This window comes from Nostoc sp. DSM 114159, from assembly GCF_053470285.1.
This window is the reverse complement of sequence record NZ_JBPFEH010000001.1, coordinates 6,662,345-6,689,054: the sequence shown is the minus strand read 5'-3', so window position 1 is coordinate 6,689,054 and position 26,710 is coordinate 6,662,345. Positions and strand designations below refer to the sequence as shown.

Genomic DNA, 26,710 nt, shown 5'->3' with positions numbered 1-26,710 from the left:
ATATTAATTACAACAGCCTAGAAATAATATCAAGTCCGGGTAATTCCAGTTTAATAAGTAATCACGCGGACATGATATAACGTATGGGAACATCAGGGAGAAACCAATCCCCAATAACTAATATTTGAGGAGATTTAATGTGTCTAGTCGTAAATTATCTTTATTACTGAAAATAATATTTGTTACATTGGTTACTAGTGCTAGTAGTTTAGGTATCAGCTTGCTTTTAACCACAAGCGGATTTGAGCATTTGTTGGGAATTCTCAAGCCAAAAAGCGAGAATGCTAAAGCGAGTCACAACAAGCTGATGAGTGCAGATGCACAGAATATAAATCCAGTCACAGACCAGATAAATGAACTGCCAAAGGCATTTCAGGGAGCAATCGTATATCAAGGGAAACTAAAACCGAATGAGAAAGTTATTGCCCTAACTTTTGATGATGGCCCCAGCCCCAAAAATACGGCACAGATTTTAGAAATCTTGAAGAAAAATGATATAAAAGCCACATTCTTCATGATCGGGGAAATGGTGAAATATTTTCCTCAAGTTGCCAAGCAAGTGGCTGCTGATGGTCACATAATTGGTAATCACACATGGCATCATTGGTATCGCCACATGGACTTAGCTACTGCGGCTAGTGAAATCGATCGTACAGCAGAAATTATCTACAAGACTACTGGAGAGAAAACTACTCTATTTCGTCCTCCTGGGGGTTTTCTGAACAATGGGCTAGCCGAATATGCCAAAAACGAGAAATATGCTGTCATGATGTGGTCAGAACAATCGGGAGATGCTGAACGTCATTCGCCTCAAGTTCCAGGGCTGGTTAAAAATGTGCTGAAATATGCAAAACCCGGTGCAATTGTACTGTTGCACGATGGGGGTGGCAACCGTTCCAAATCTGTCAAGGCTTTACCAGAAATGATCGCAGGTTTAAAAGCCCAAGGCTATAGATTTGTGACGATTCCCCAACTACTGGAAATACAAGCTCAAGAAAAAAGTGTGGAGACAGCAGCATCACCCGTAACAAATCAAGAACATCCAAACCAACAACTTAATCATCAGTGATATCATGTCCGGTCAAAGACTTATCATTAAGGCAGCAGAGGGGCAGGGGGGCAGCACTTCGGCTCATTTCGGCTACGCTCAATGACCAACGCTCAGTGACCGAGGGGCAGAGGGGCAGAGGAGAAGGGTTTTTGGGTTTTTGCATAGATTCGGGAATCATAACTAATTAGCCGGACTTGATATGATATCCCAATACGGTTCGGTTAAGGTTTTTTGATGAAAATTATTGCTCGTCAAAGACGCGATAAATCGCCGTCTCTACAAAAGCGATTCATCGCGTCTCTTGCCTTGACCAAACAGTATTGAGTGATATCCTGTCCAGGTAATTAGTTAGTTTATTGGCCAGCAATGCGATTGTGTCGGCTGACAATGCTAATACAGCAATCTAAAATCGAGTTTCATACTCAACTTGAAGTTGATTATCATCCCCCACATCAGTTGAGCCTCGCATCAGAATTTCGTCATTGACTCGATAGAGGACATTGAAACGGAAAGAGTCATCGCTAGAAAGAGCGCGTGATAAAGAGGCAGAGAAATTTTTATTAATATCAAACACACCTTCCGCTGATAAATTAAGAATTGAAGTTCTTGATGTTTTTGATTCGTCATTATTAATAGATGGAGTCGGAAATATCCGAAATTCACTGAAACCAACAGCCTGTCCGATCGCAGTGATAGTTCCTTGTAAACTACCTAAAATGGTAGAACTAGCGAAATTAGTTAGCCCTTGGCCTGCATCTGCTTGTTGACCGAAAGAACCCAGAATTGAGCCACCTAGCAAAGCAACTATTTCTCCCTTACTACGGCTAGGTTCGCTCGTCAGTTCTAGATTCTCACCCAATTTACTAGCTGGCCCGTTCACCCTCGCTTGAACGGTAACGCTACGTAAAGTCCCAAAGTTGTTTACAGAAACATCACTGACTTCAGAAGACAATGGTGATTCCAAAGTTTGAGTGTTCCTTGCTGATGCTTCCGGCACAATTGCCGTCAGTCGGACATCCAAAGTCGGGTCAAGTCCTTGACTTGGAGTAAACCGCGCAGTTTGTTCATAGCCCCGCGCCAAGGTAAACTCAGTAGAAAATAAGCTGAGTCGTCCTCCTGTCAAACGAATGACTCCTTGAGGAAGCGGTTTGGCTAATGTACCATTAATGGTCAAGTCGCCTGTTGCGTCAAACCTCAATAGGGGCTGACTTAATGCCGCTCCTCCTGGTACAAAGCTGAGTAGGGACTGAGTTGCAACCCGAATATCTTTGCCTAAAATCAACTTTAAATCTGCAAACTCTACAGGTAAATTGGGTGGAGTTGCGGCGCTAGTGCTTGTGTCTGCTGTCGCCACTGGGTTAGTGCTTCCATCCACTGTAACCACTGGGTTAGTGCTTCCGTCCACTGTAGCTACTGGGTTAGCGTTATTCTCTGCTGTTGGTGTGGCGTTAGGGTTAACTTGGTTAACTTGTTGTCTATCTAGATTTATGACTTTAGTGTTAGACTCTGCTGTAGCTGCTGATTTTTTTGCCGTAGTAGGCGAGTTGCCAATAATTACCTGACCATCACTCAGTTGAATCTCTCCACCAATTACAGGTTTTAAGGCTGTGCCGCGAATCACGACATCGCCACCAACACCACCTTCATACAGTCCTGCAAGCTTAAAGTTGAGTTTGTCTGCTATTGATACTGTTAAGGGATTCGCTGCGGCTTGTTGAGCATCAAAAATTGGCAAGATACCTGATGCAGTTACTTGCCCTTGATTGTAATTACCTTGGATATTTTCAACGCTTACCGTACTACCATTAAATTGTGCTGTTCCTGTGACATTCGTGAGAGGATCGGATAAGGCTTGAGCGCTAAAGGTAGCATTATTAAATGTGGCATTTCCGTTAATAATTGGTTCGGTTAAAGTACCTCGAACATTTAAATCTACTTTTCCTTGACCGTCTACCCAAGCGACTTGATTGTTGGTCAACAGATTTAACAGTGCCAATCCTTCATTTTGCACATTGGCGTCGATGTTGATTTGATTGCTATCAGGTTGCACTTTGGCAAAAGGCAAAGGAGCAGGTACGCTACCTGTAATGGCAACTGGCTGCGTTCCTGTCACGAGTAAGGTACTATCAAAATTCAAGCGAGCGTTGTTGTAATCAAAGTTCACTTGTCCTGTTTGTACGGGTTGTTTGTTAAGGGTCGCATTCGCTAGCGCCACTTTTCCTTGAACTCTGGGGTCTTGCAAACTACCTGCTAAAGTGGCATCAGCATTTACATTACCAGTGATATCTACGGGGTATTTTTCGATAAAAGGTTCTAAAAGTGATAAGGGCAGACTGGCTACATTCAATTTTCCAGATAGTTGATCGGTTCCTAACTGCCCTGAAAACGACACTAGTCCTCGATCGATCCCCACACTCAAGGGTGAAAGGGTGACGATACCATCGGCGAAAGTGCCTTGAGCAACGACTGGATTGATGGAATAATTACCCCATTGCCAGTTAGCACCTTGAAAATTAAAGCCAACATTCAACCCAGATTTTAACGAGCCATTGGCTGTAATTGCTCCGCTTAAAGCACCTGTTAATTCTGCAAGGCTGGGTAAAGATGCGGCTTGTTTTGTTTCAGCTTGCTGTTCTTTTGCTAGTGCTGTGGTAATATTCGAGAAGTATGCTAACTGTGTTTTCAAATCTGCATTCGGCAAGCTAACAGGCTCAGTTTCCAGTGCTTCTGCACCAGCTAACGTCGGAGGCTGCAACCCAGTACTAAGGTCTTTAAAGTCAAAGATATTAAACGCTTGTAAAAGTCTCTGGATATTAGCTTGGGCAAAATTAGCTTGGAATTGAAATTGCGGGTCATTCCCTGCTTGCACATTGCCACTGAGAGCAATGTTGCTACCTCCAATCAGCAATTGACCGTTAGCCAAGCTAGCAGTACCATCGGCATAATTGATGCTGCCGCGAAATTCATCGGCTGCAACTCTGGCAACACGAGGCGCTGCGATCGCCACATCTCCCGCAATGGCATAATTATTCAGATTCACAACTAAATTACCCGATAGTTGCCCCCCCAGTGGTTTCAATTGATTGTTAGGTAAAAAGCCGCCAACCAGAGCGATGGGAAACTGTTGGGCGTTAATTATCAAGTTATCTCCCTCAGTTCTACCTGTAGTAACTGCCTCATCGCGTTTAACTAAAAATGAAGTGGGACGATAATCTGCACCTAAGTTAAGGGCAATCCGATCTTGTTTTCCAGCTAGTCGCAGACTTCCTCCTTGTCCGCCTTGAAAATTCACATTTCCGGTTAAAAGTCGGTCAAATGCTAAGTTACTGACATTGAAATTCCGCAACCGGATATTGCCATTAGCTTGCGGCACATCTGGAGTGCCTGTAACTTTTCCATTAAAATCAAGTCGCCCTGCTATTGCTACGTCCCCAGGAACTTTAAAGCCAGTATTTTGTAAGTTGAAATTCTGTGCCAGTACATTTAAATCAAATCCGGCAATTTGAGGTGCGCCAGTTGAGGGAGACTGAATAGCGATCGCACCATTAGCACTAAATCCTGAGGTACTTGCGTTTTCAACGATAATCTGCTGTCCATTCCACTGAAATCTTGCAGTCAGCGGTTTTGCCAGCTGCGCTACTCCTTGGGGAAGGCTGATTTGTCCGGCGGCACGAATATCCGCAAGCTGGAAAGATTGGGTTGTACCTGCTAACTGAATATTGCTATTTAGCCGTCCTCGCAGTTGCGGTGAGAAACGGTTGAGTTGAATTCGAGAAGTTTTGACAACTCCTTGCCAGCGTTGTTGTGCAAGTTGACCTTGAGCTGTGATTGTCCCACCTGCGACGTTCACAACCGCATCGGGAAAGACGATATTCTCTCCCTGTTTGGTAACAACAACTCGTCCGGTAGTGGGATAGGTAGCTTTAGGCGCTTGCACGCGCGCGACTGTTTGCAAATTGCTCAGAGTGCCGGAAATATCAGCATTTGCCGAGACATTCCCAATGGTAATGGAGGGTGAGGAATTGTAGGCTTTGGCGATCGCATCTCCTGGTATATTTTTTGCTTGCACATTCAACGCTATCCTACCTTGAGGTGCAAGCTGAACTCGTCCGCTAGCTGTTACTTGCCCTCCCACATCTGGATTTGCTTGAACGCGAGAAACGTTGACGTTTAACGGTGTACCCAGAGAACCAGAAATTTTCGCGTTCGCAGATATACCACCAACATTAATGGGAGTTGAAATGCCGTAACCTTGAGCGATCGCATTTCCGGGAATACCTTGAGCTTGAATATCTACGCCTACCTGACCTTGGGGAGCGAGTTGAATTTGACCATTGGCTGTGATTTCTCCCCCGGCTGGTGGCGTTATCTGAACACTAGAAACATCAAGTTTCAAAGGCTGTTTGCGAAGTGAGCCAGAAATTTGAGCTTTTGCTGAAACATTCCCCACTGCGATCGGTAGAGTAACGCCATAACTTTTTGCTAGTATATCTCCTGATATTCCATCAGCTTGAGCATTAAATATTACCCCATCTTTGGTTCCCAAATTAGCTTGACCGCCGCCGATAATTTGACCGCCAGCTGCGGGGACTATTTTCAGATTAGAGACAGTAAGTTGAGATGCAGTTTTGGATGCATTCAAGCGAAAATCAGTGTTGATGGTATTAAATTGAATGCGGTCAACTTGAATTGGTTTAGTGTTACTTACTGTACCGCTGACTACTGGTTGCTCAAGTGCGCCGCCTACCTGAATTTTTGCCTGAATTTCGCCACTAGCTGGGACTGACGAATTTACTTTTAATGTATCTAAGATATTTTTCGCAGTAACAGGTTTTATCTGAGCAGAAACATTAAAACCTGTTTGAGTATTAATTGTTCCATTAGCGAGAATGGGAACTTTGCCAAAGTTCGTACTCAGATTATCTAAAGTAACTGTCTGACCTTGAAATAGAAATTTCCCATTAAAATTAGAAATTGGCTGAGGAAGATTTTGAATTTTAGCGGTGACTTGATTAGCTGTAGCTGTTCCCGTAATTGCGATGTCTGAAAGTTTGGGGGGAATCTGAACCCCTAAGTCAGCATTTAAATATCCTGCTTGCAGCGCGATGGGTAACTGAATTAATCGAGTGATATCGGATGCTTGTAAATTTTGGGCTGAAAGTTGCAGGTTAGTTTGTTGAGCTTTTACTTGGGTTTCGCCAACAATTTTAGCAGCGCCTCCCCTAGTGAATTGAGTATTGAAGTCATAACCGATCCTTTGATTTTGATCGGAAAATCGGGCAATACCACCAACTCGATCTAATATGACTGAGCCTTTCGGTTTAGTCGGTGCGGCGAATGGCATCAACTCTATATTGCCATCTTGAATTTGAAGTGACTGCAACTCAGTTTGAATAAAACCTTTTCCTTCCCCAGCCTTAACTTGGGCTGTCACCCAACGACCATCTTTATCTTGTTGAATGTAGACATTGGGTTGAACTAACGTGACATCTAATACCAGTTTTCGGGTAAGGAGGAGTTGCAACGGCGAGAACTGCACATCCAAAGCTTTTGCTACCACCCGATCTGCATCGTTGGGAGTTGCTGGTATCGATAGAGAGCTAAATCTCAGACTAGAAAGCGAAAAACGTTCAACGTTCCCAACTTTTACTGGACGCCCCAGCAATTGCTCAAGATTTTGCTGTACTAACGGTGCTAAATCTTTATATACATAGTTTCTAGCCCACCAAGCACCAACTATAATTCCAACTAGTAAAACCCCACCCAGAGCCAAACTGGTACGTCCTAAAAGCAGGAGCCATAGACGACGATTAGATGGTTCCTGATTGTTTTCTGAATTTGGCGATCGCGTCATGATTGTTATTACTACCAGTAATTTTTCTGGAGTGAGGCTAGAGACAAATTAATTAGTTCTATCAGCAAGTTACAATTTATGGTTTCACAATATCAGGACTTACGCAAGAACTTTGTGGCAAGCTGCTTGTATTTTCGAGGAGAGGCTACGCCAATAAGACGCATTTGCGGTGCGTCTATGTTATTTCCTGATTTTGTCTAATTCCTGAATTTATTTCGATTAATAATTTTTCACCAGACGTTAGTTTTGTTCGTTTTGAGATTTGGAAACTTTGCTGGTATTAGGAACATTATTTAGAATATTATGTGCATCTTCAAAAGAATTGGTATAGATATTATCTTTCACCAAGTCAGTAATTTTTTATTAACTGACTTTATAACCGCTCCTGTATATACGACTCTGGTTATAACCTTTAACTTTCCAGAATCTAACTTAGTATAGATGACAATGATGATTTAGCCTTCCATTATTCAGGAGGCAAATGTATCTGCGAACACACTTACAAAATATCTATGAATAAAGCTTAGAGGATGTTTGAAAACTGGTAGTGTTAATCGAATTATTACCCCCCTCAATCCCCCCGATATATTGGGGAAAAAACAAATTTAGTTCCCTCTCCTTTTAGGCTACGGTGTACACACAAGTCCAAGTAAAGTAATAAGGGAAGGAGTTGTGGGGAGAAAAAGGTGATGGAAAATCCAATCAAAAGACACGCGCAAGCAGTTGAGGGAAAAGCATTTGGAGACCCGCGACTCTCTAAAAGGGGGCAGCATTGTACGAAGCTTTGGGAAAAAATCAATCAGTGAGCATTCGCCAAATAAGTAAAAATAGAGCCGAACAAGTAGGATACTATCGGTTTTTGGAGAATGAGAATGTGACAGTAGGGGAATTAGTGCGAAGCCTATCAGACGAATGCGTAACTCATGTAGAAGGAAAGCATATATTAGCTATCAGTGATACAAGCGAAATTAACTTGCAGTCTCATGTAGGCAGGTTGAAAGCAAAGGGTGTCGGTGTAGTCGGAAACAACACGGATGTAGGATTTTATATTCATCCAACACTAGTATTAGATGCAGCAAATGGATTTCCCTTGGGGATAAGTACAGTACAACTGTGGACGAGAGATATTAACCATCAGGATAAGCATGAGCGCAATTACAGCCGATTACCAATAGAAAAGAAAGAATCATACAAGTGGCTACGTTCTGCCGAAGAAACGCAAAGATGTTTAACTATTGGCAATGCCAAAATAGTGACTCACATCGCCGACCGCGAAAGCGATATGTATGAGGAATTTGCTACAGTCCCAAATCAAGACAATCATGTGTTGGTGAGAGCGCGCATTGACCGTCGCCTTGTGGGAAAAACCCAATCACTTTATACATACTTAAATGAACAGCCCAGTGAGGGTACTTATACAGTCAATGTGCCGTCAGATGCACGCCAAAGTAGAACAGCAAGGGAGGCATTATTAATTGTTCGCCGTGCGGTAGTGAAAATTCAACGTCCAGATAAGTTGAATGGGCAAGATTATCCCCCTAGTGTGACACTTTACGCAGTGGAAGCAGTTGAAGTCAACCCACCATCAGGTCAAGCACCGATTCATTGGCGATTACTCACTACCCACCAAGTCGTTTGTTTAGAACAAGCACTACAGGTGATTCGATGGTACACATGGCGATGGCGAATTGAACAACTGTTTGCCACACTCAAAACTGCCGGATTAAATCTCGAAGCCACCCAATTAGAGTCGGTTACCGCCATTCAACGATTAACTATATTAGCCTTGTCTGTTGCTGTGCGAATTTTACAACTGATTGGTGGACGGGATCATCCTGATTTACCGGCAAATATTGCTTTTTCTCATGAGCAACAGCAATATTTATCTACTATTGCTCCTACTTTAGAAGGTAAAACTCGACTGCAACAAAATCCCTATCCTCCTTCAACTCTTGCTTGGGCGACTTGGATTATCGCTCGGCTTGGTGGTTGGTCTGGTTACAAATCCCAAAAACCTCCCGGTATTACTACTTTGAGCCGCGGACTTGAGCAATTTGAATCCACCTTTTTTGGCTGGAAGCTCGCTCTGGGCAAACTTGTGTGTACACCGTAGCCTTGCAAAGGGGAGGGTTAGGGTGGGGTAAAAAATATTTTATACATCAATCATGACTTTTCAAACATCCTCTTAGGTTTACCCCAACTTATCAAATAATTTTATCCAGGAATTTATCAAGTTAAATTTGATACTCAGGCTGTGCTATTAGACATCAACACGCCGGAAATATATAGCGAATAACTACATAATCTTGAATAGCAACAAATTACTAACAAGATTCGCTACTTGTGTAGAGAAGTAGCGAATCTAAGCTTTTCGATTACTGTTTTACAAACTTAATCAATCATTATCAGATGGATCGTCAATCATTTCTGGTACTAAAGCTGGGTTACTTCTACGTTCTTCTGGTGATTGCTCTCGAATAACATCGTCTATTCTCGCAGGGTGTTTGATTTTGTCCAAAACCTCTGGACTTAATTGTGATGGATCGCCTTCTGGATTAGACTTTTCAGCTTGACTAGGAACTGTTTCCTTATTCATAACTCTTTCCTTAAACCCTAAACTTATATGCCAAGCTTAAGTTCTTCTATGGTGGGCTACACACTATCTTGGGACTTAATTTCACATCATAGTGGGTGAGAAAGGCGATCGCTTAACGAAACAGCAATATTGGCGTCAGTCACCAGAAATCAGTTGGGTATTTTGAACGAAAGAGTTGATAGTGCAGCGTCTTTGGCTTTGCTTTTAAATTCTGACTTCTGAATTCTTCTTCAAGAATTGGGGTTTTTGGCTAACCCAGAAATAAATGTCATGAAAACTTGACATTGTATTCGTTACTAAACACCTAGATTGCCCAAATTATCATGATTTCATGACAATAAGATCCCAGAAGGGCTGATAAATTCGTGAAACAGGCAAAAAACCTACTTATGACCCCTTGATCCCTAGATATGCTTAGTGGTTAATATAGACTTAACAAATAGAAATCCTCCGATCCCAAAGAAATGCTAATTTTGGCATCATGAGGAATTGAAAGGATGTTGGCTCAATTTAAAAACAGATTAAAAAACTTAAAAACTGGGCAAAACCAGGAGTCAGGAATAAGAAATTCATCTGGAATGGATGAGATTTTACATAGCATTCTTTAACCAGGGGAAATCATTTACCGCTTAAACTACTGGAGGCCAAATTAATGGCAAAAGAACGCCCGCCACTAGAGGAGATGACCTTACGCCAACTACGCAAAGTTGCTAGCGAATATAGCATCTCTCGCTATAGCCGAATGCGTAAATCACAACTGCTGACATCAATACAAGAAGTCCAGCGTAGCAAAAACTTACTCAGTCCATCTCGTTCATTGGAGGCACAAGAAACCGTGGAAGCTGCAAAGTTTGAATTAGGTCAGGAAGATCGTACTGGCGGATCTTTGGCTGATGTTGATGAAGGACTCGCAGATTTGCCCTCTGGCTATGGTGAAAGCCGGATTGTACTCTTACCGCGCGATCCTCAATGGGCTTACACTTACTGGGATGTTCCCAATGAACACAAAGAGGAACTGCGTCGGCAAGGTGGACAACAATTGGCACTACGGATTTATGATGTCACCGACATCGATATCGAATACCAAAGCCCACATAGCATTCAAGAATATCCCGCTGATGAACTAGCTAGAGAATGGTATCTACCAGTTCCAGTTAGCGATCGCGATTATATAATCGATATCGGCTATCGTGCTGCTGATGGTCGCTGGTTAGTACTAGCTCGTTCTAGTAAAGTACACATTCCTCCCGTCTATCCTTCTGACTGGATTGAGGATGTCTTCATCACTGTCAATTTTGAAGAAGATTTACGTGGCAAAACTCAGTACGAACTAGTTCCCCCTGCCAAGAAGGTTGCAGCTACCGCCAATGGTAATGTTGGTAATGCTGTGAATGGCAGCAACCCCATCTACGACGAAATATTTGGTTTAGCAGAATCTGCCGAAGCACTACGGGTTGCTGGTTCTATCTTCGGCTCCCAACAAGGTGCAGCGCGTCCCGAACAAGCTATTAGCTCCTACATTTTCCCATCTGGTGTAGGTCTGTGGGCAACTCCTACCGTGTCTGGCTTAACCGCTTCCGGTGCAGGTATGTCAGGTGTTGGCTTCTCGGCTTCCGCCGTACCAGTGCGTCCGCGCAAGTTCTGGTTAATTGCCGATGCTGAGTTGATAGTCTACGGTGCAACCGAACCCGATGCTAATGTAACTATTGGTGGCCGTCCAATTAAGCTGAATCCAGATGGAACATTCCGCTTCCAGATGTCCTTCCAGGATGGTTTAATTGACTACCCAATTTTGGCTGTAGCTGCTGATGGCGAGCAAACCCGCTCGATTCAAATGAAATTTAACCGTGAGACACCATCTCGAAATACTAACACTAAAGAAGAAGCTGTCTTAGAATGGTTCTCTTAAGTTTTGGTTCTGAGATTGACTCCAAACTGAAATTTTAAATTATTCACCGCTATAGTAATTCTGTAGCGGTTTTTTTGTATTATTATGTCTCCAAGAAAATTATTTTTGTTATTTATCTTGATAATTAGTGCAAGCTTATTATCAGGTTGTCAAAAGATGGAAGCAAATTTAGTCCCAAAAGCGTCTAAAAGTTGCCCTGGCAAAGATGCCAAGTTTAGTATTGATTTTTTTAAAACCAATAATCAAGGTAAAAAAAATCCTAAAGGTATTAACAATGTAATTATTTTTAATCCCAAATCAGCAGAATTAGATTTTAAAGTTAATGTTGGTCTATCTCATAAACTTTACGCCAAAGATAGTAGAGGGAAACTGCGTAAAGAATATGTAGCAAAACAGTTTCATGAACTCATCGCTGATGAAAATGCCAAATTAAACGGACAGCTACCCATTGCTGCAATTAATGCCGACTATATAGATACTGAAGATAAACCCCAAGGCTTAAATATTTCTCGTGGCGTAGAGTATTCAGGAGCATTTAAAAATAAACGTTCTTCCTTTGGGATATCAGGAGGTACACCCCAGCAGCGACAGGCTACTATTCAAACTGGCAGAAGAACGAACGATATTCTCAATTATAATTTAGTGGGCGGTAATGGCAGATTCTATCGTCAGGGTAAATTTAAAGATATTTGTCAAGATTTGGGAGAATTTGCTTGTAAAAATGCAACTAATCGCTCTTTGGCAGCTATCACGAATCAAGGCTATGTAATCTTATTAGTTAATGACTTGAAAGCTGATTCTAAAATTGAATTATCACAACTTAATCAAGAGTTACTGCCAGATATGTTTGATAATGTCTTAGAAGGTATTGCTAGCAATAACTGTTTAGGTAAGATACAAGAAGGGATTTTATTTGATGGAGGTATGTCTCCAGGATTGTATTACAACCAGAAAACTTATGTAGAAAACCTTGGGCCGATTGGTTCAGTTTTTTTGATTTACAAAAAATAAAATAGTTATAATTCCCAGAGTTATTGCAGCCCTCCCCGATGCTTTGGTGGGGAGGGGTGATTCGTGTTTAATACAATAGGGTTCAGGTTTTTGAGACGCGATAAATCGCCGTCTCTACAAATATTTTCCCTCGTTCCCAGTCGGAGACTGGGAATGCATTCATTGAGTCTCTGACTCAATTCCAGGCTGGAGGCAGAGCCTCAACGAGGGCATTCCCATGCTCTGCATGGGAACGAGATACGAAATAGAATGCTTATTTACGACTTTATGATTCATCTTGATTTTTAGTTTTTTGATGAGAAAAGCGAATTCCGACAAAGATATCGTAAATAAACTCTAAAAAGTCTTTCTTTTGTAGTAACCCTGAAGTTTGATAACAGCCTTTTTCATCTAACAAAGGCTTCATTAGATAGTATGTAGACTGATATTTGTACCAAGGAATACAAGTCCATAAATGATGAATTAAATGGTAGTTCTGACCTAAAATTAGGATGTTAAGAATTGGGCTAGGGTATACACGAGCATTTTTCCAGCGATCGCGTTCAACAAAAGGACGATGGGGCAAATAATCAAAAAACAAACCCAGTATTAATCCCACTATACCAGAAGGTACAACCCAAAAATTGAGAACGTACATTAAAAAATGATATTGAACTGAGATATAAAAAATTGCAACAACAATTAAGCGGCTAATTAACCATTCCCATAGCTCATATTTGCGCCACAGTCGCCGTCGAAAGAAAAACACCTCATGGGACAAGAATCGAAATGCAATCATCCATAGCGGCCCACCTGTAGAAACAAAATGATCTGGGTCATCTTTGGGATGGTTGACATGAGCATGATGCTGCAAATGTACTCGTGTAAACACTGGAAAAACGAACCCTAGCATCAGGGCGCTACCATGCCCTAGTATGGCATTAATGACTCGATTGCGGTGAGCAGATTGGTGACAAGCATCATGAATTACAGTTCCAGCACAATGCAAAGCAATAGTGTTAGAAATAAAACACAGCCAGTCTGGCCATTGCCAAAGCCAGTAACCGCAATGAGATGACACCAGTACTGTCACAGATGCAAAAAACAGTTGTAGTGTAGGATTGAAATCACCAGGAGGTACTAACAATTCTTTTGGTGGAGCTTTCAGTATTTTTTCTGCTTTTGAAGTTACCGTTATTACTTCTGGATCTACTACGTCTTTAAAGATGACTTCCAAGTTGTTGCCATTTAGCTTTTTATAGTCATCAACGGCTGGGTCGATGATGATTAGGCTTTTGTCCGGGATGTCAAAAAAATTAGGATCTAAAGAGGTCATAATTTTCCTGGTCGTGATTCGTTGATAAAATGAGTTTTAAATCCCAAACTCAGCCAGCACAGAATAGATTTCTTGCCCCGATTAAAGAGATGAAAAGATTGAAAGTTTAACCAATACTCTTCTCTATTCAAATTAGGTATGGACTGTAAGAGATAGGGAATAGTAAAAATTTTTGAATTTTTTGCTACATTACATGCATAAACAAAATATTTGATTTTTCATTTTGAGAGTTGCTCCTGTTACTCAATAATGCCAGCAACAACAGCATACATAGATTTTGGTTTGATATCGACATTTATCGATTTGCCCAGTCAATGTTTTTTGCGATGTGCTGAAATTGTGCTTTGTTATTGCTTTTGTGAAAAGCAATTTTCAACAATATAAAGAATACAGTTATTTTAACGATCGATGCAAGAGTTTTATCAGAATTTGACGTATAATAAAAATATTTTAGACACAAATATCATACTTCTAACAAAAATATATATTTTATTTGCTTACATAAAAATTTCATCCCTGGCTCTGGATGATGCAATAAGTATATATACTAGCGATCGCTTATCCTCTTTCGATTCCATGCAGTTTTGCTGTCTTCTTCTTTTAACCAAAAATCCATCGCTGGATACTGGTAGCCAGAATAAGCAAAGGTTCGTGCAAACCATGACACTTCTTTGTGGAGCATACCACTTTCTACTCTGATTCTGAGTTCGAGACCACCAAAAAGATCAAATTTCTATATTATTTAAGAACAAAGATTTTGCTATGCGTCAATTATTACTAGTTTTGTCCAGTATACTAACTCTCAGCAGTTTAAATCCCCTCGCCATGACAATAGCAGGCACAACGCCTGATTTATCTGAGATGCGCTTAGTTCAAAAGCTCAACTGCAATAATCCTCAAACTCAAGCGGCAATTAATGAATGTACAAAGTTGTCTTATCAGAATGCAGATAAAAAACTGAATCAGGTTTATCAACAATTGATATCTTCATTAGAAAGGCCTAGAAAACAAAAATTGATTGCTGCACAACTAGCATGGATCAAGTTTCGAGATACCAATTGTGAGTTTGAAAGAAGTAGATATGAGGGCGGAAGTATTGCCTCTAGCATTTATTTTGGTTGTTTGGAAGATACTACAAAACTGCGTACCCAACAATTACAAGAATATCTGAAAACTGACCCTTAAGCTGAAAGCAGGTTAGAAGAAGCTTTTAGAGATTATATTTGTTGCATGAATTTAAAGTCCTCACCCTAAATCTCTCTCCCAGGCTCTACCGTGTATACACAAGTCTCAAGTAGTTGATAAATCTTGGTTTTACCCCACCCTAACCCTCCCCTTATAAAAGGGCTACGGTGTACACACAAGTTATCGAATTACCCCACCCTAACCCTCCCCGTATGTATTGGGGAGGGAACTAGATTTTCTTGTTTCCCCCCTTGGAAAGGGGGGATTAAGGGGGGTAATTTGACTTGTGTATACACCGTAGCTTCAGGCTTGGGAGAGGGACTTTTAAATTTGCATTTGTGCAAGAGGTTTATTGAGTCAGAGACTCAATGAATGCATTCCCAGGCGGCAGCCTGGGAACGAGGAAATGGAAACTAGAGTAATTATCTTTTTTTGAGATTAACGCAAACCTAAAATTTCGGAAATCGCCGCTACAATATCTAAATAAAAATTGCCTTTCACCGCCCGAAATAACTCAAATTTAGAGTCAGGGGCACCAAAAAACGGTCTGAGAAACCATCCCAATTGCATACCAACAAAGGCATAAAGCAATAACCAGGATCTTAAAATAGTGGTGCGGGTTTTTTTACCAACTTCATCTTGTTGAGAAAGTAATTGCATTCCTTCATACAGGAATTTAACGCCAAATATGCCTGTAATACCAAAAATGAACACATTCAGCAGTTTAAAAAATTGATAAGAATCGGGTGTAGTTATTAGAAAAAATAGCGTCACGGGTGCCAAGCTAAATAAAAGTACGCTAATCACTGACACAGATGTGAGTAATACAACGAAATGCTGTAGAATACTGCTCCGAGAACCAAACAAAACATTAAAAAAGAATAACGTCGGGAAACAAATAATCAGTGTGATTAAATAGAATACCGGAAGTTTAATAGCACCAGATAATGCCTGTGCCCAACTGTGGGATGCACCGATAATTGCTCCATAAAGGGCAAAGAAAATGGAACTAGATACGAATAGAGAAGTTATTTTATTTTGTAATCGCACTCCCTGACGAATTTCTTCTAAGAACGACTGGCGATCGCGCAGTAAATTAACTAAAACTCCAAACTGTTGAATTCCGCGATTTTGCTTTTTCAGCATATTTTTTTAGTTTGTATATTTTGTGTAATTGCTAACGAATAATTAACGGAATCCAAAGAGATAGCTAAGAGATTTAATCACGCTTAAATAGAAATTACCTTCTCTTTCGCGAAATAGTTCAAAGACAGAACCAGGTGTGCCAAAAAATGGTCTGAGAGTCCATCCTAGCTGACTGCCGACAAAAGCGTAAAGAAATAGCCAAAATTGTAAAATTTTCTGGCGGGTTTTACTGCCTTCATTATCTTGTTCTAAAACTAAACTCGTGGCTTGATATAAAGACGAAACACCAATAAATCCAGTGATGGCAAAGATAAAGACATTTAACAGAATTAAAAACTGGTAATTATTGGTGGTAATTAAGAAAAACAATGTGATTGGAGCAAAGCTAAATAAAAGTACGCTGGTGACTGAAACCGCAGTTAAGACTAATGCTAAATGCTGGGCAAAACTCCGTTTGGAACCAAAAATAATGTTGGCAAAGAACAACGTCGGGATACAAATCAAAAGTGTGATTAAATAAAGGGCTGGGAGTTTAATGGCAGAAGACAAAGCTTGCATCCAGCTATGGTATGCACCAATGATTCCGCCATAAGCAGCGATAAATAAAGAACTGCAAACTAGCAGCGAAATGATTTTATTTGGTAATCTCGTACCTTGGCGAATTTCCTCTAGAAATCCTTGGCGATCGCGCAGGAATCCAATCAGCACTGCAAAGTATTTGATTCCTGATGATTTCCGTTCAATCATGTTATCCTCACACTGATAAAATACTAAGTTTCATCTGAGTAATCACCGCCAGAACCATACTTCCAAGCATCAATTAAACGATGCCAATAATATTGTTGTTCTTTTGGTTGATTCTTAATCCACGTTTCTAGCATTGGACTTAGCGAAAACAAGGCAGTGTATACACCTAAATTACTGTAATGTAACATCCAATCTAACAAACTTGCCAAACCTACTTGTGGAATTATCTTGACAACTAATAGAGGATGATATAAACCAGTTTTTAACAGTGTTTGCGTTAATGCCGAAAATTGCACTATATCTTGTAAAAATGGTTTTAGCACTGGCGTACCCAACTGTTGCATTTCTTGAAATACTGCTGAGAGTAATTGGTTAATTTGATCTGGGGCAATTTTCTGATTTACACCAACACTCATCGCCCTTTGAAACAACCAAGTAACAGTCAAACTTGGCTGATAAGGTTGCAGCAGTGTTAACGCTTTTGCAGATAATTGTTCTGTTTCTAGCGCTTCCTTGATGCCATAAGTTAAACGCTTCAGGTGACGCACCATCGCCCCAAAACCACCAAAACTTAAGGGAGATTGACTACCACTGCTATCTCCGGCTGGGAGAATGCGATTCCAAGGGGTTTTTAACGGACTTTGGCGATAGGTGGGAAAGAAACCAAACAACGCTCGCTGAAATTTCAGCTTGCTCAACTCCACTCCCTGATATTCTGGTAACAGACGCAGATATTCCTCAAATAGAGCTTCTAAACTCAAACGTTGAGGTTCTGCATCCATGTAGGTAAACAAGTAAGTGGTTCTGCCATCCCTGGCTGGAAAGGCTTCCCAGAAGTACTGGCATTGATTTTGCAACTCAGTGAATGATAATAATAAATCGCCTGAGTTATTTTCTGGAAAACCTTGAGCGCAACTTCCCACAACCAAGCATAAAGCATCTGGTTTTTTGCCTTGGCGTGCTTGTTGGGTGATGGGTGAAAAATGTCCCATCGCGTCGATTAATAAGCGAGTTTTGAATTGGTTATTTACCATCACCCCGTCGGGATGAACCACTGCTTCGGTAAAGGGTGTGTTTTCTAACAACTTTCCTCCGGCGGCGAGAAATCGGGTTTTTAAGGTAGCGAGTAGATAAACTGGATCTACACCGATATTCAAGACATCCTCTACCCAAACTTCTGTACCGCCAGCAAAACTAACTCGCGCTGGGTTATATTGAGTGGCGATCGCACTTGCTAATTCATCCTCAGTTAGCAAGTTCAATTCCACAAACACATCTAATTCTTTGCGAGAAATATTCCATTCTTGTTCCCTCCCCCGCAAAATACCCCGTTCCAGCAACGCCACCCGCAACCCCTTCACCGCCAAGGCGCAACCAATTAAAATGCCCAAAGTGCCACCGCAGATTAGCACATCGAAGTCTGTATCGCCTAAAAGCTGTTGACTTTCTTTAACTAACGTTGGTACTGGTGCGGAGTTTTCACGCACAGATGTTAAGATGCGATCGCCTTGGCGCAATCCTTTTAAAACATCGCCGGGTAATTGGGAAAGAATTTCTTCAGTTAAAGACATTTTGGAAAAATTCAACTCTACATTCCAAAACTACCTGAGAATGAAGAAAGTAGATACGATATTATTTTTGGAGAGCTACAAGCGTGGTCAACCACGATGCTAGGCTTGTAGCCTCAATGTTAGTCAACAGGCTAACTCACATCTTGCATCTGCCAGTGAAAATAATGGATATGCTGCAATAAAGTTCTAAAAATCACATATCTATTTGTCTCTGTATTTAGTCCATTTATAATGGACTTTTGCTATTAGACAGGGATTTACAATCCCTGGCGGATATCTTTCAACGTTAGGGACTTTAACCGCTACGCTTCTGAAGTCATCCCTATGAACCCAACTAGCTTGACACCACCATCTTCTTAGAGCTAATTAGGTTGTCACCTTGCACTCTTTCTTCTATTCTTTAATATCTGCTTTCTCGGAATCCGGTGAATCAGGTAACTGATTGATTTCAAGGGTTGAGACAAATGGAGTAAATCAGTTCACTTTTTTCAAAGTACCAGTAATTACTGAACCTGGATCAGTTTGGATAAGAAAGATTTCTTTGCCTCCATCAACAATAATACCGCTTAAAGAACCATCACCATATATCAGCACCGTACAATCTTGTTTAACACTATAGAGTCCTGATACTGCCTTGTTTGTAGATATAGTACCGTTAGTGCTCTGAGCAACTGTTCCTTGAAAACTTCCCGTTCCATTAAACTTGTAGAAACCAACTTCAGCTAAAGGTGTTGCTGCAAACGTCCCAGTGAAGTTAATTCCATAGCTACCTGTTATGGTTGCATTATTACAAGAAGGCGCAGGTTCGGCATTCACCTTTTGAGAGATAGCGTCTGCAATGGTCAATGCTGACACAGTACCAATTATTAACGTCGTAAAAAAGCTTTGGATTTTAAAGTTCATTAGATTCATGGAATCAAGACACCTTTGCATAAATATTGAGATAAGACTTATGCACTATACAAATTAATCATGGTATGAATTTACCACAATAGGTAATTTCAATCTTTGATTAATTATTTTTGGACGCCTAAAGACTGTTAATTTTCTTTAACTAACTGTGGTGTGGGTGCGGAGTTTTCGCGCACAGATGTAATATCAAGCGTGAAAAATGATTGCGACAGATGGAAAACTGAAACATTTATCCAATGGATGTTTCACAATCCAAAATCGTTCGACTGAGCGACTTGCCTTGAGCGAAGTCGAAAGGAGCCGAAGTCTAAAATCTAAAATCCAAAATGGTATAAGGATGCAAGAGTACGATCGCCATCCTCTAAGAAAATAGGCAAGCGATCGCACTAATAACGCTATATATTAAGTTAACTTCTCATCTTATTTAGCAGTTACAAGCTGACCTGTAAAGAAGAATGACCCACCATTTTGTCCATTACCTTGTAGTGGATTCCCTTGTAGAGGAAACAGACGAAGCTCAATTGTCCCTTCTACTGTTTGAGTTATCGGATTAAAAGTAGCTTTATAATCATTTCTTGCAATACCGCTACCGCCCTTGTTTGAAAGACTAAAGTTGAGTGCCCTACCTATAATCGCCTTCTTTCCATTACACGCCCAAGTACCCACAGATGTGGTAAAAGGATCAAACTGACCCGTAACACCACCTTGATTTGAGTCACTACTAATCAAGTTGCCTTCTTCAGTAAGAGCGATCAGCGCGCGTGAAGCAAACTTTCCTGTTTTATCTTTAATTGTCACGAGGTATGTACCAGCGACAAATTTGCTGCAAACTTTCAGTTCAGAATTGGTATCGACAGAGCCAGCCTTGACTTTTTGAATGCTCCAGATATCCAAAATGCTCGCTGTGCAAAGTACACCAATTGTTAATCCAAGCAAAGTTTTACGAATTTTCATGAGAAACAGTAGTAAAGAATTTATGAAACCTACTTAGAAACATATACAGAAACAAGAAACATTTTTGGTAAATTTTGGTTAACGCCTGATTAAAAAAGGCGATGTCTGCGACGGGCTACTCGGCGTCGCGTGTCTTGCCAATGAGAGCTAAATTGTAAACTCACGTTAAATTATCCCAAACCGAACAGTTTAGAAATCGCAGGCAATAATTTATTACCCGCTTCCACCAGAGAAGCAACAGCAGGTAAGCCTGTAAATATTCCTTTCAACATGGTGATTGCAGTTTTCGCCGTCTTCTGCTTAGTGGATTCTTGAGGATTTTTCCCCGCTTCTGCTAAAGCTTTCACCTGTTCTAGCGCTTCGGCTTTCTCTTCTTCTGGTAAATATGTGGATTGGATAATTGCATCTTGCAATTGCGATAATAATTCTTTGATTCCTGGTTTCTCGGCATCGCTTGCATCAGGTAACTCATTGAGGGCAATACTCACGTTACCGCTAATGGTTCCTAGATTAGCAATAGAATTATTGCCAGCGATACCGCTAACATTACTGCTGCCTTGAATACTGATGCCGCTGATATCTGACATATTTGTATCTCCTTGAGTATAAAATTTTGGCTGCTTGAGAGCAGTTTCTACCATATTTTCTAAACTAATAATGCGCTTATCTTTTTCTACCAGTAATAATTGCTGACTCTGCGATAAGGCTTTGAGTTGATTATAGTCATCAAAATATTCGGCACTCAGTTGAGATTTATCGCTACCTGGGGCGGTTTTGGCTCTGAGCAAGATTTTATCATCGCCGCGTTTCTCCATTGCGACGATTTCTAACTGAGCTTCGGGATGGTTTTCGGCAAGGTTTTTGAAAGCAATGGCAATAGCGCGGGGGTCAACGCCTTGATTGTGGTAAAGGTCGAGGGTATCAAAAATTGGCTTGATAAAGTCGGCAAACTCGCCGTCTGCAAATACCTCTTGTTTATGATCGGGTTTGCGGAGGGGGTCGGGGTCTTCTTTGATGGGTAAGCGCATGAAGACATATTCACACCTCACCCCATGCAATTTAGTTGTATTTGTAATGCCCCAATCTTCAATGTACGCGCCGGTGAGGGTTGCACCTGTTAAATCTGTGTCGTCTAGTTGCGTTTGCTTCAGTTTTGCTCTTGACAAATCGGCATCTTGCAGGTTGGCTTCACTGAGGTCAGCGCCAATAAAGCTGGCATCTGCTAGGTTAGCTTTTTGTAAGTTCACACCTCGCAGGTTTTGACGGTCAAAGTTTTTGTTCTGTCCTTGTCTTGTAATTACTAGCTTGCGTACTTGTGGTTTTTCAAGATAAGTTGCACTAACATGAGCACGATCAAGTCTTTTAGCTTGAAACCAGCAAGTATTAGTTACATTAGCATATGCAAAATTAGTGTTTTTCAGCGTTGCCGCAGTAAAATTAGCATTTGTTAGATCAGCTTTGCCAAAACTTGTACCACCCGTGTTAGTAATAGCAGTCTTTAAACACTCGTCAGCTATTGCTATGGAAAAAGGCACAATACCAGCTTCAACACTAGCTCTAGCTGTAGATATAATTGCGCCTCTAGAGCCAACTACAGCTAAGTATATAAACCCTAAAAACGCTAAAACAACTGGCACACTCCCAGCAAAAACAACATCAAATATAGATATAGAGCCAGTTACAATTGCTGAGATAATCAAAGCCAAAACGAAAGCTATAGAACCAGCTATAGTTAAAACCAGATTTGCAGTCAGAGCAACAGCCCAGTTATATCTAGAAGCAACCATAGCTATGCTGATAACTACCAGTGAAGCTATTAGTAAAGCTATAATTACAGATTTTGATAGTGCGGATAAAACCAATAAGCCTGTTACTAATACTGCACCAATTGCCCAACGGCGTTGCAGTCCAGCTTTGGCATGGCTGAAATTCGCCCCTCTCAAATTAGCGTTGGTGAAGTTTGCCCCTCGGATGTCGGCATAGCTAAAGTTTGCACCCGCAAGGTCTTGTCCTTTGAAGTTGCGTCCTCGGAGATTTTGACCGGAGTAGTCTAAAGCCATGTTCCACTTTACGGAGGTGAGCAAATTTTACTACACGCTCACCCCTGTAAATTCAGGAATGGTTAGATATATTTGTTAGTTGAGCTTCAAAGGTGCAACTTCGAGGATAAAAGGTGCAATTTCGAGGATAAAAGCCGCAACTTCGAGGCTTAGAAGGTCAACATTGAGCCTCAGAAGGTCAACATTGAGCCTCAGAAGGTCAACGTCGAGGCTCAGAAGGTCAACGTCGAGGCTCAGAAGGTCAACTTCGAGGCTCAGAAGGTCAACTTCGAGGCTCAGAAGGTCAACATTGAGGCTCAGAAGGTCAACATTGAGCTTCAAAGGCTCATTTATTGCACTTTTTTATTAAAGTGCGATGTGCAACTTAATATTTTGACCTCTCTCCAAACCTCTCTCCTAAAAGGAGAGAGGCTTTGATTTTTGCTCTCCAACGCTAGTCTACGGTGTACACACAAGTTTGAAATAGCTGATAAATCTGGGTTTTACCCCACCCTAACCCTCACGCCACTTGACGGCAGTTGCTCCACTTGGGGAGACCCCAAGACCGCACTGCCTCCTCCACTTGGGGAAACCCCAAGACCGCAGTGGCTCCCCTTAGAAAGGGGAGGGAACTAGATTTTCTTGTTTCCCCCCAATATATCGCTACGGTGTATACACAAGTCCTAAAAACCTAGCTTGATAAGACTTTCCTCGTTCCCAGTCTTCGACTGGGAATGCATTCATTGAGTCTCTGACTCAATATCTGACTGGAGGCAGAGCCTCAACGAGAAGCATTGTCATGCAGAGCATGAGAACGAGACAAACGAAAGAACAATGGAAAATCAAACTTTTTTTGACTTGTGTATACACGGTAGCCTTTTTAAGGGGGGCTAGGGGGATCAAGCGAAATATTTAATACTTCTTATACATCCTCTTAGGTGCTGCTCTGGCAGTTGTTCTATTGCGTCAAAGATAGCTTGTTTCGTTGTCATGGCGATCGCTCAATGTCGCTTTCAGGTTGTTAATATTTTATCTGCGAAACTGCGGTTCGCTCACGCCCAGAAACAATAGCCAAGTTTATTATGTGGATATAGGCACTGCATAATAACTTGCATTACAGGAAATACTGATGGAACGTTCAAAATTAATTGCTATTCTTACAGGTGCGATTTCGGTCATTTTAGCGATCGCCTACCTCATCGTAGTCCAATTGCTAGACTACCGAGATATGAAACCCGCCCCCATCAGCCAAGTTGACTCACCACCTGCCATTACTATCTCTCACTGGCAGGTTGACAAAATCACCAAAATATAAATTACATTTAGTCGATTCGTAGAGACGCGATTGATTGCGTCTCTTGTCATTTATATAAATTGATAAAACTAATGATAACTATTGATTGATCCCTCATGCGATGCATAGATAAGAATAAATACCTATTTTTCCTTGTTGAAATAGTTGCTTATATAAGAAATAATTAGAGTTATTATCTTAAATTTATTTAATTAACTAATTCCCTTTTGACAGATATAACGGTAAGCTGTTTTTAACAAAATTAAATAAACATAAATTTGTATGTTCTGCGTAGGCGTCGTCCATCGTAGATCATCGCTGGATTAACTGGGATCAACGCCAGTTGACTAAAAACCCATAATTTTTGATCTAAATCTTAGAGGTGAGTTAATGGCTCAGTTTCTACTAGAGACTGTTTGGCTTGTTCCGTGCTATGCCTTAATAGGTGGCTTGTTAGCCGTGCCTTGGTCGCCAGGGATCATTCGGAAAACAGGGCCAAGACCGGCGGGTTATGTAAACTTGGTGATGACATTTTTGGCGTTTGTACATAGTGCGATCGCCTTACAAGCAACTTGGAATTATCCAGCCCAAGAAGTATTTATTCCTTGGTTATCTACGGCTGGTTTAGACTTAACCATTGCTTTGGATATATCCTCAGTCAGTATCAGCGCTTTGGTTGTGATTACTGGCATGAACTTGCTGGCGCAAATTTATGCGATCGGCTACATGGAAATGGATTGGGGTTGGGGACGTTTCTATTCGTTGTTGGGATTATTTGAAGCGGGATTATGTGCCCTTGCTTTGTGTAATAACTTGTTCTTCAGCTATGTAATTCTGGAAATCTTGACGCTGGGAACTTATTTACTAGTCGGCTTATGGTTTAGCCAGCCTTTGGTAGTTTCCGGTGCAAGAGACGCGTTTTTAACCAAGCGGGTGGGAGACTTATTCTTGCTGATGGGCGTGTTGGCATTATGGCCTTTAGCTGGAACTTGGAATTATACAGAATTAGCCCAATGGGCGGCTACTGCTAACGTCAACCCGACAACTATGGCGCTGGTAAGTTTAGCTTTAATTGCTGGGCCGATGGGTAAATGTGCCCAATTTCCCCTGCATTTATGGCTAGATGAAGCGATGGAAGGCCCGGTTCCCAGTACGATTTTGCGGAACTCGGTAGTAGTAGCTAGTGGTGCATGGGTGCTGATTAAATTGCAACCGGTGTTAACCATCTCGCCCATAGCTTCCTCAGCGATGGTTGCCATTGGTGCGGTGACAGCGCTGGGTGCTTCTTTAATTGCGATCGCTCAAATCGATATGAAACGCTGCCAATCCTATTCTGTCAGCGCATACATGGGTTTAATATTCATCGCCGTGGGAGTGCAACAAGACGAAGCAGCACTATTATTAGTTCTCACCCACGCCATATCCGCAGCACTATTGGTAATGAGTACCGGCGGAATTATCTGGAATAGCATCACCCAAGACGTAACCCAAATGGGTGGACTGTGGAAACGTCGCCCAATGTCTGGAATTGCTTTTATTGTCGGCAGTTTGGGGTTAATTGGTTTTCCACCACTGGGTAGCTTTTGGGCACTGATGGAATTAGCAGATGGGTTATGGGAAACTCAACCTTGGTTAGTCGGAATCATCATCGTGGTAAATGCTTTGACAGCTGTGAGTTTAACCAGAGAATTCGTTTTAGTTTTTGGCGGGAAAGCTACACAAATGACAGAGCGATCGCCTGAAGCTCACTGGCCGATGGTTCTGCCGATGATGATTCTACTTGGCTTTAGTCTCAATCTGCCTTTCATCTTGCAAAATTTATCACTTTTACCAGATTGGGCAAGCCTAAATAAAGATGTCGCACTACTTTTAAATTGGTCAAGTATTTTCGGTTGCAGTATCACTGGTGTGATTTATTTCAGCAAGATTCCCAAACCGATTCGTCTGCCTTGGAAAGGGTTACAAGACTTAATCGCATACGATTTTTATACGCCCAATATCTATCGAATGACGATTATTTTCAGCGTTGCCAAAATTTCCCAACTTGCCGATATGATTGACCGCTTCGTAGTTGATGGCATCGTTAACTTCGTTGGTTTATTTTCGCTATTAGGTGGTGAAGGTCTAAAATACAGCAACTCTGGACAAACCCAATTTTATGCATTTACTGTGCTTCTAGGAGTGAGTCTTTTAGGAATGTGGGTAACTTGGCAATTTTGGGGAATGCAGTTTTTAAATTTGGTTTTTCAAATCTCGACAATTGGATAGCAGTTACTATCCTACTAAAAGTCGGCAGTTTAATATGGTGAGGAGAATTTCATGAGCAGACAATATCCCCAAATCAATGTTTCTAGAAGAGGTTTATTGAAGTTTGGTGCAGGTGCGATCGGTACAGGTGTATTGACAGCCGGACTGGGTTCCAACTTACTTGCAGCCGAAACTAAATCAGCACCAGAGGATCTTACACCTGACAAAGTATTGCAAGAGTTATTAGATGGAAACGATCGGTTTGTTAAAGCAAGACGGCGCAATCCTAACCAAACTAAATCACGTTTAGTCGAAATTGCCAAAGGTCAAAAGCCCTTTGCTTCTATTCTAGGTTGTGCAGATTCACGGGTTCCTTCAGAGATTGTTTTTGACCAAGGACTTGGAGATTTATTTGTCTGCCGGATAGCTGGTAATATTGCCACAACACAGCAAATTGGTAGTTTAGAATTTGGTAGCTTAGTATTAGGTACCAAAGTCATTATGGTCGTGGGGCATGAAAGATGCGGTGCAGTAGAGGCGGCAATTAAAGGTGCTTCAGTACCAGGGCGAATTGGAAGTTTGCTTGAAGCTATTAAACCGAGTGTAGAAAGCTCAAAAGATAAATCAGGAGATAAGTTAGAAAATGCTTGTAAAGCAAATATTTTGGCACAAGTTGAAAAGTTGAAATCATCGACAGTTTTATCTGAGTTAATCAAGGCAGAAAAACTGAAAATAGTCGGTGGTTATTACGATTTAGATACTGGAAGAATCAGTTTAGTAAGTTAGCTTTTTTGTCCTTTGTCCTTTGTCATTAGTCATTAGTCATTAGTCATTGGCTAAGAGTAAATCATAAAGCAATACACTTCAGTTAAGCCTGAA

20 protein-coding genes are annotated in these 26,710 nt (G+C 41.3%); 9 read left to right on the top strand and 11 right to left on the bottom strand.

Translation table 11 applies throughout. The features are described 5' to 3' along the window. Positions 1-139 precede the first annotated feature (139 nt). On the top strand, positions 140-1,069 hold the full coding sequence (locus ACR5KR_RS28265) for a polysaccharide deacetylase family protein (protein WP_445628545.1): 930 nt from the start codon (positions 140-142) through the stop codon (positions 1,067-1,069). A 385-nt stretch (positions 1,070-1,454) separates the two neighbouring features. Here the strand turns inward: ACR5KR_RS28265 and ACR5KR_RS28260 are convergent, their stop codons facing one another. After that, complete coding sequence (locus tag ACR5KR_RS28260) at positions 1,455-6,905, bottom strand: translocation/assembly module TamB domain-containing protein (RefSeq protein ID WP_448268803.1); 5,451 nt, start codon at positions 6,903-6,905, stop codon at positions 1,455-1,457. A 784-nt stretch (positions 6,906-7,689) separates the two neighbouring features. Between ACR5KR_RS28260 and ACR5KR_RS28255 the strand changes: the two genes are divergently transcribed. Further along, positions 7,690-9,018 (top strand): IS4 family transposase, encoded by a 1,329-nt coding sequence (locus ACR5KR_RS28255; protein ID WP_448270096.1) that lies wholly within the window; start codon positions 7,690-7,692, stop codon positions 9,016-9,018. 282 nt (positions 9,019-9,300) lie between these two features. Here ACR5KR_RS28255 and ACR5KR_RS28250 read toward each other — a convergent pair whose 3' ends face one another. Beyond that, positions 9,301-9,501, bottom strand: coding sequence for a hypothetical protein (locus ACR5KR_RS28250; protein ID WP_335007072.1), 201 nt, complete (start codon positions 9,499-9,501; stop codon positions 9,301-9,303). 652 nt (positions 9,502-10,153) lie between these two features. Between ACR5KR_RS28250 and ACR5KR_RS28245 the strand changes: the two genes are divergently transcribed. Continuing rightward, positions 10,154-11,410 (top strand): DUF4912 domain-containing protein, encoded by a 1,257-nt coding sequence (locus ACR5KR_RS28245; protein WP_448268801.1) that lies wholly within the window; start codon positions 10,154-10,156, stop codon positions 11,408-11,410. Between the two features lie 84 nt (positions 11,411-11,494). Next, positions 11,495-12,421: a phosphodiester glycosidase family protein gene (locus ACR5KR_RS28240; RefSeq protein ID WP_448268799.1), complete on the top strand. Its 927-nt coding sequence runs from the start codon at positions 11,495-11,497 to the stop codon at positions 12,419-12,421. Positions 12,422-12,686: 265 nt separating this feature from the next. On the opposite strand, the gene crtR is transcribed toward ACR5KR_RS28240, so the two are convergent. Both crtR and ACR5KR_RS28230 read right to left on the bottom strand, forming a co-directional pair. Next, on the bottom strand, positions 12,687-13,736 hold the full coding sequence (gene crtR, locus ACR5KR_RS28235) for a beta-carotene hydroxylase (RefSeq protein WP_448268797.1): 1,050 nt from the start codon (positions 13,734-13,736) through the stop codon (positions 12,687-12,689). Positions 13,737-14,283: 547 nt separating this feature from the next. Beyond that, a complete protein-coding gene (locus ACR5KR_RS28230; RefSeq protein ID WP_445628540.1) occupies positions 14,284-14,418 on the bottom strand; it encodes a hypothetical protein in 135 nt (44 codons plus the stop codon). Positions 14,419-14,498: 80 nt separating this feature from the next. Here ACR5KR_RS28230 and ACR5KR_RS28225 point away from each other — a divergent pair, with 80 nt between their 5' ends. Further along, positions 14,499-14,921: a lysozyme inhibitor LprI family protein gene (locus ACR5KR_RS28225; protein WP_445628539.1), complete on the top strand. Its 423-nt coding sequence runs from the start codon at positions 14,499-14,501 to the stop codon at positions 14,919-14,921. Between the two features lie 438 nt (positions 14,922-15,359). On the opposite strand, the gene ACR5KR_RS28220 is transcribed toward ACR5KR_RS28225, so the two are convergent. The 4 genes from ACR5KR_RS28220 to ACR5KR_RS28205 form a co-directional block, all read right to left on the bottom strand. Next, complete coding sequence (locus tag ACR5KR_RS28220) at positions 15,360-16,067, bottom strand: actin-binding WH2 domain-containing protein (RefSeq protein WP_322710812.1); 708 nt, start codon at positions 16,065-16,067, stop codon at positions 15,360-15,362. Between the two features lie 42 nt (positions 16,068-16,109). Further along, positions 16,110-16,814 (bottom strand): actin-binding WH2 domain-containing protein, encoded by a 705-nt coding sequence (locus ACR5KR_RS28215; RefSeq protein WP_322691306.1) that lies wholly within the window; start codon positions 16,812-16,814, stop codon positions 16,110-16,112. A gap of 23 nt (positions 16,815-16,837) precedes the next feature. Then, positions 16,838-18,385: an FAD-dependent oxidoreductase gene (locus tag ACR5KR_RS28210; RefSeq protein ID WP_448268796.1), complete on the bottom strand. Its 1,548-nt coding sequence runs from the start codon at positions 18,383-18,385 to the stop codon at positions 16,838-16,840. A 474-nt stretch (positions 18,386-18,859) separates the two neighbouring features. Then, positions 18,860-19,288, bottom strand: a complete 429-nt coding sequence (locus tag ACR5KR_RS28205) for a hypothetical protein (RefSeq protein WP_448268795.1) — start codon at positions 19,286-19,288, stop codon at positions 18,860-18,862. A 208-nt stretch (positions 19,289-19,496) separates the two neighbouring features. On the opposite strand from ACR5KR_RS28205, the gene ACR5KR_RS28200 reads away from it, so the two are divergent. After that, the gene (locus ACR5KR_RS28200) at positions 19,497-19,670 is read left to right on the top strand and encodes a hypothetical protein (RefSeq protein WP_448268794.1); all 174 of its coding nucleotides are present in this window, start codon (positions 19,497-19,499) and stop codon (positions 19,668-19,670) included. A gap of 47 nt (positions 19,671-19,717) precedes the next feature. Here ACR5KR_RS28200 and ACR5KR_RS28195 read toward each other — a convergent pair whose 3' ends face one another. The 3 genes from ACR5KR_RS28195 to ACR5KR_RS28185 all read right to left on the bottom strand — a co-directional run bounded on the left by ACR5KR_RS28195 (position 19,718) and on the right by ACR5KR_RS28185 (position 22,632). Next, positions 19,718-20,251: a hypothetical protein gene (locus tag ACR5KR_RS28195; protein WP_448268793.1), complete on the bottom strand. Its 534-nt coding sequence runs from the start codon at positions 20,249-20,251 to the stop codon at positions 19,718-19,720. A gap of 170 nt (positions 20,252-20,421) precedes the next feature. After that, on the bottom strand, positions 20,422-22,311 hold the full coding sequence (locus ACR5KR_RS28190; RefSeq protein ID WP_448268792.1) for a pentapeptide repeat-containing protein: 1,890 nt from the start codon (positions 22,309-22,311) through the stop codon (positions 20,422-20,424). Positions 22,312-22,386: 75 nt separating this feature from the next. Beyond that, on the bottom strand, positions 22,387-22,632 hold the full coding sequence (locus ACR5KR_RS28185; RefSeq protein ID WP_448268791.1) for a hypothetical protein: 246 nt from the start codon (positions 22,630-22,632) through the stop codon (positions 22,387-22,389). 787 nt (positions 22,633-23,419) lie between these two features. On the opposite strand from ACR5KR_RS28185, the gene ACR5KR_RS28180 reads away from it, so the two are divergent. The 3 genes from ACR5KR_RS28180 (at position 23,420) to ACR5KR_RS28170 (ending at position 26,617) form a co-directional block, all read left to right on the top strand. Further along, positions 23,420-23,605, top strand: a complete 186-nt coding sequence (locus tag ACR5KR_RS28180) for a hypothetical protein (RefSeq protein ID WP_322674485.1) — start codon at positions 23,420-23,422, stop codon at positions 23,603-23,605. A gap of 369 nt (positions 23,606-23,974) precedes the next feature. Then, on the top strand, positions 23,975-25,852 hold the full coding sequence (locus ACR5KR_RS28175; protein WP_445628529.1) for an NAD(P)H-quinone oxidoreductase subunit F: 1,878 nt from the start codon (positions 23,975-23,977) through the stop codon (positions 25,850-25,852). 51 nt (positions 25,853-25,903) lie between these two features. Next, a complete protein-coding gene (locus ACR5KR_RS28170; protein WP_448268790.1) occupies positions 25,904-26,617 on the top strand; it encodes a carbonic anhydrase in 714 nt (237 codons plus the stop codon). The last annotated feature ends 93 nt before the right edge of the window (positions 26,618-26,710 follow it).

Bases quoted from the DNA above. Each gene is read 5' to 3' on its own strand.
- ACR5KR_RS28190 (WP_448268792.1), bottom strand. From the start codon at position 22,311: ATGGCTTTAGACTACTCCGGTCAAAATCTCCGAGGACGCAACTTCAAA.
- ACR5KR_RS28175 (WP_445628529.1), top strand. From the start codon at position 23,975: ATGGCTCAGTTTCTACTAGAGACTGTTTGGCTTGTTCCGTGCTATGCC.
- ACR5KR_RS28200 (WP_448268794.1), top strand. From the start codon at position 19,497: ATGATTGCGACAGATGGAAAACTGAAACATTTATCCAATGGATGTTTC.
- ACR5KR_RS28220 (WP_322710812.1), bottom strand. From the start codon at position 16,067: ATGCTGAAAAAGCAAAATCGCGGAATTCAACAGTTTGGAGTTTTAGTT.
- ACR5KR_RS28260 (WP_448268803.1), bottom strand. From the start codon at position 6,905: ATGACGCGATCGCCAAATTCAGAAAACAATCAGGAACCATCTAATCGT.
- ACR5KR_RS28250 (WP_335007072.1), bottom strand. From the start codon at position 9,501: ATGAATAAGGAAACAGTTCCTAGTCAAGCTGAAAAGTCTAATCCAGAA.
- ACR5KR_RS28230 (WP_445628540.1), bottom strand. From the start codon at position 14,418: ATGCTCCACAAAGAAGTGTCATGGTTTGCACGAACCTTTGCTTATTCT.
- ACR5KR_RS28245 (WP_448268801.1), top strand. From the start codon at position 10,154: ATGGCAAAAGAACGCCCGCCACTAGAGGAGATGACCTTACGCCAACTA.
- ACR5KR_RS28170 (WP_448268790.1), top strand. From the start codon at position 25,904: ATGAGCAGACAATATCCCCAAATCAATGTTTCTAGAAGAGGTTTATTG.
- ACR5KR_RS28225 (WP_445628539.1), top strand. From the start codon at position 14,499: ATGCGTCAATTATTACTAGTTTTGTCCAGTATACTAACTCTCAGCAGT.
- ACR5KR_RS28215 (WP_322691306.1), bottom strand. From the start codon at position 16,814: ATGATTGAACGGAAATCATCAGGAATCAAATACTTTGCAGTGCTGATT.
- crtR (WP_448268797.1), bottom strand. From the start codon at position 13,736: ATGACCTCTTTAGATCCTAATTTTTTTGACATCCCGGACAAAAGCCTA.
- ACR5KR_RS28180 (WP_322674485.1), top strand. From the start codon at position 23,420: ATGGAACGTTCAAAATTAATTGCTATTCTTACAGGTGCGATTTCGGTC.
- ACR5KR_RS28240 (WP_448268799.1), top strand. From the start codon at position 11,495: ATGTCTCCAAGAAAATTATTTTTGTTATTTATCTTGATAATTAGTGCA.
- ACR5KR_RS28195 (WP_448268793.1), bottom strand. From the start codon at position 20,251: ATGAAAATTCGTAAAACTTTGCTTGGATTAACAATTGGTGTACTTTGC.
- ACR5KR_RS28205 (WP_448268795.1), bottom strand. From the start codon at position 19,288: ATGAACTTTAAAATCCAAAGCTTTTTTACGACGTTAATAATTGGTACT.
- ACR5KR_RS28210 (WP_448268796.1), bottom strand. From the start codon at position 18,385: ATGTCTTTAACTGAAGAAATTCTTTCCCAATTACCCGGCGATGTTTTA.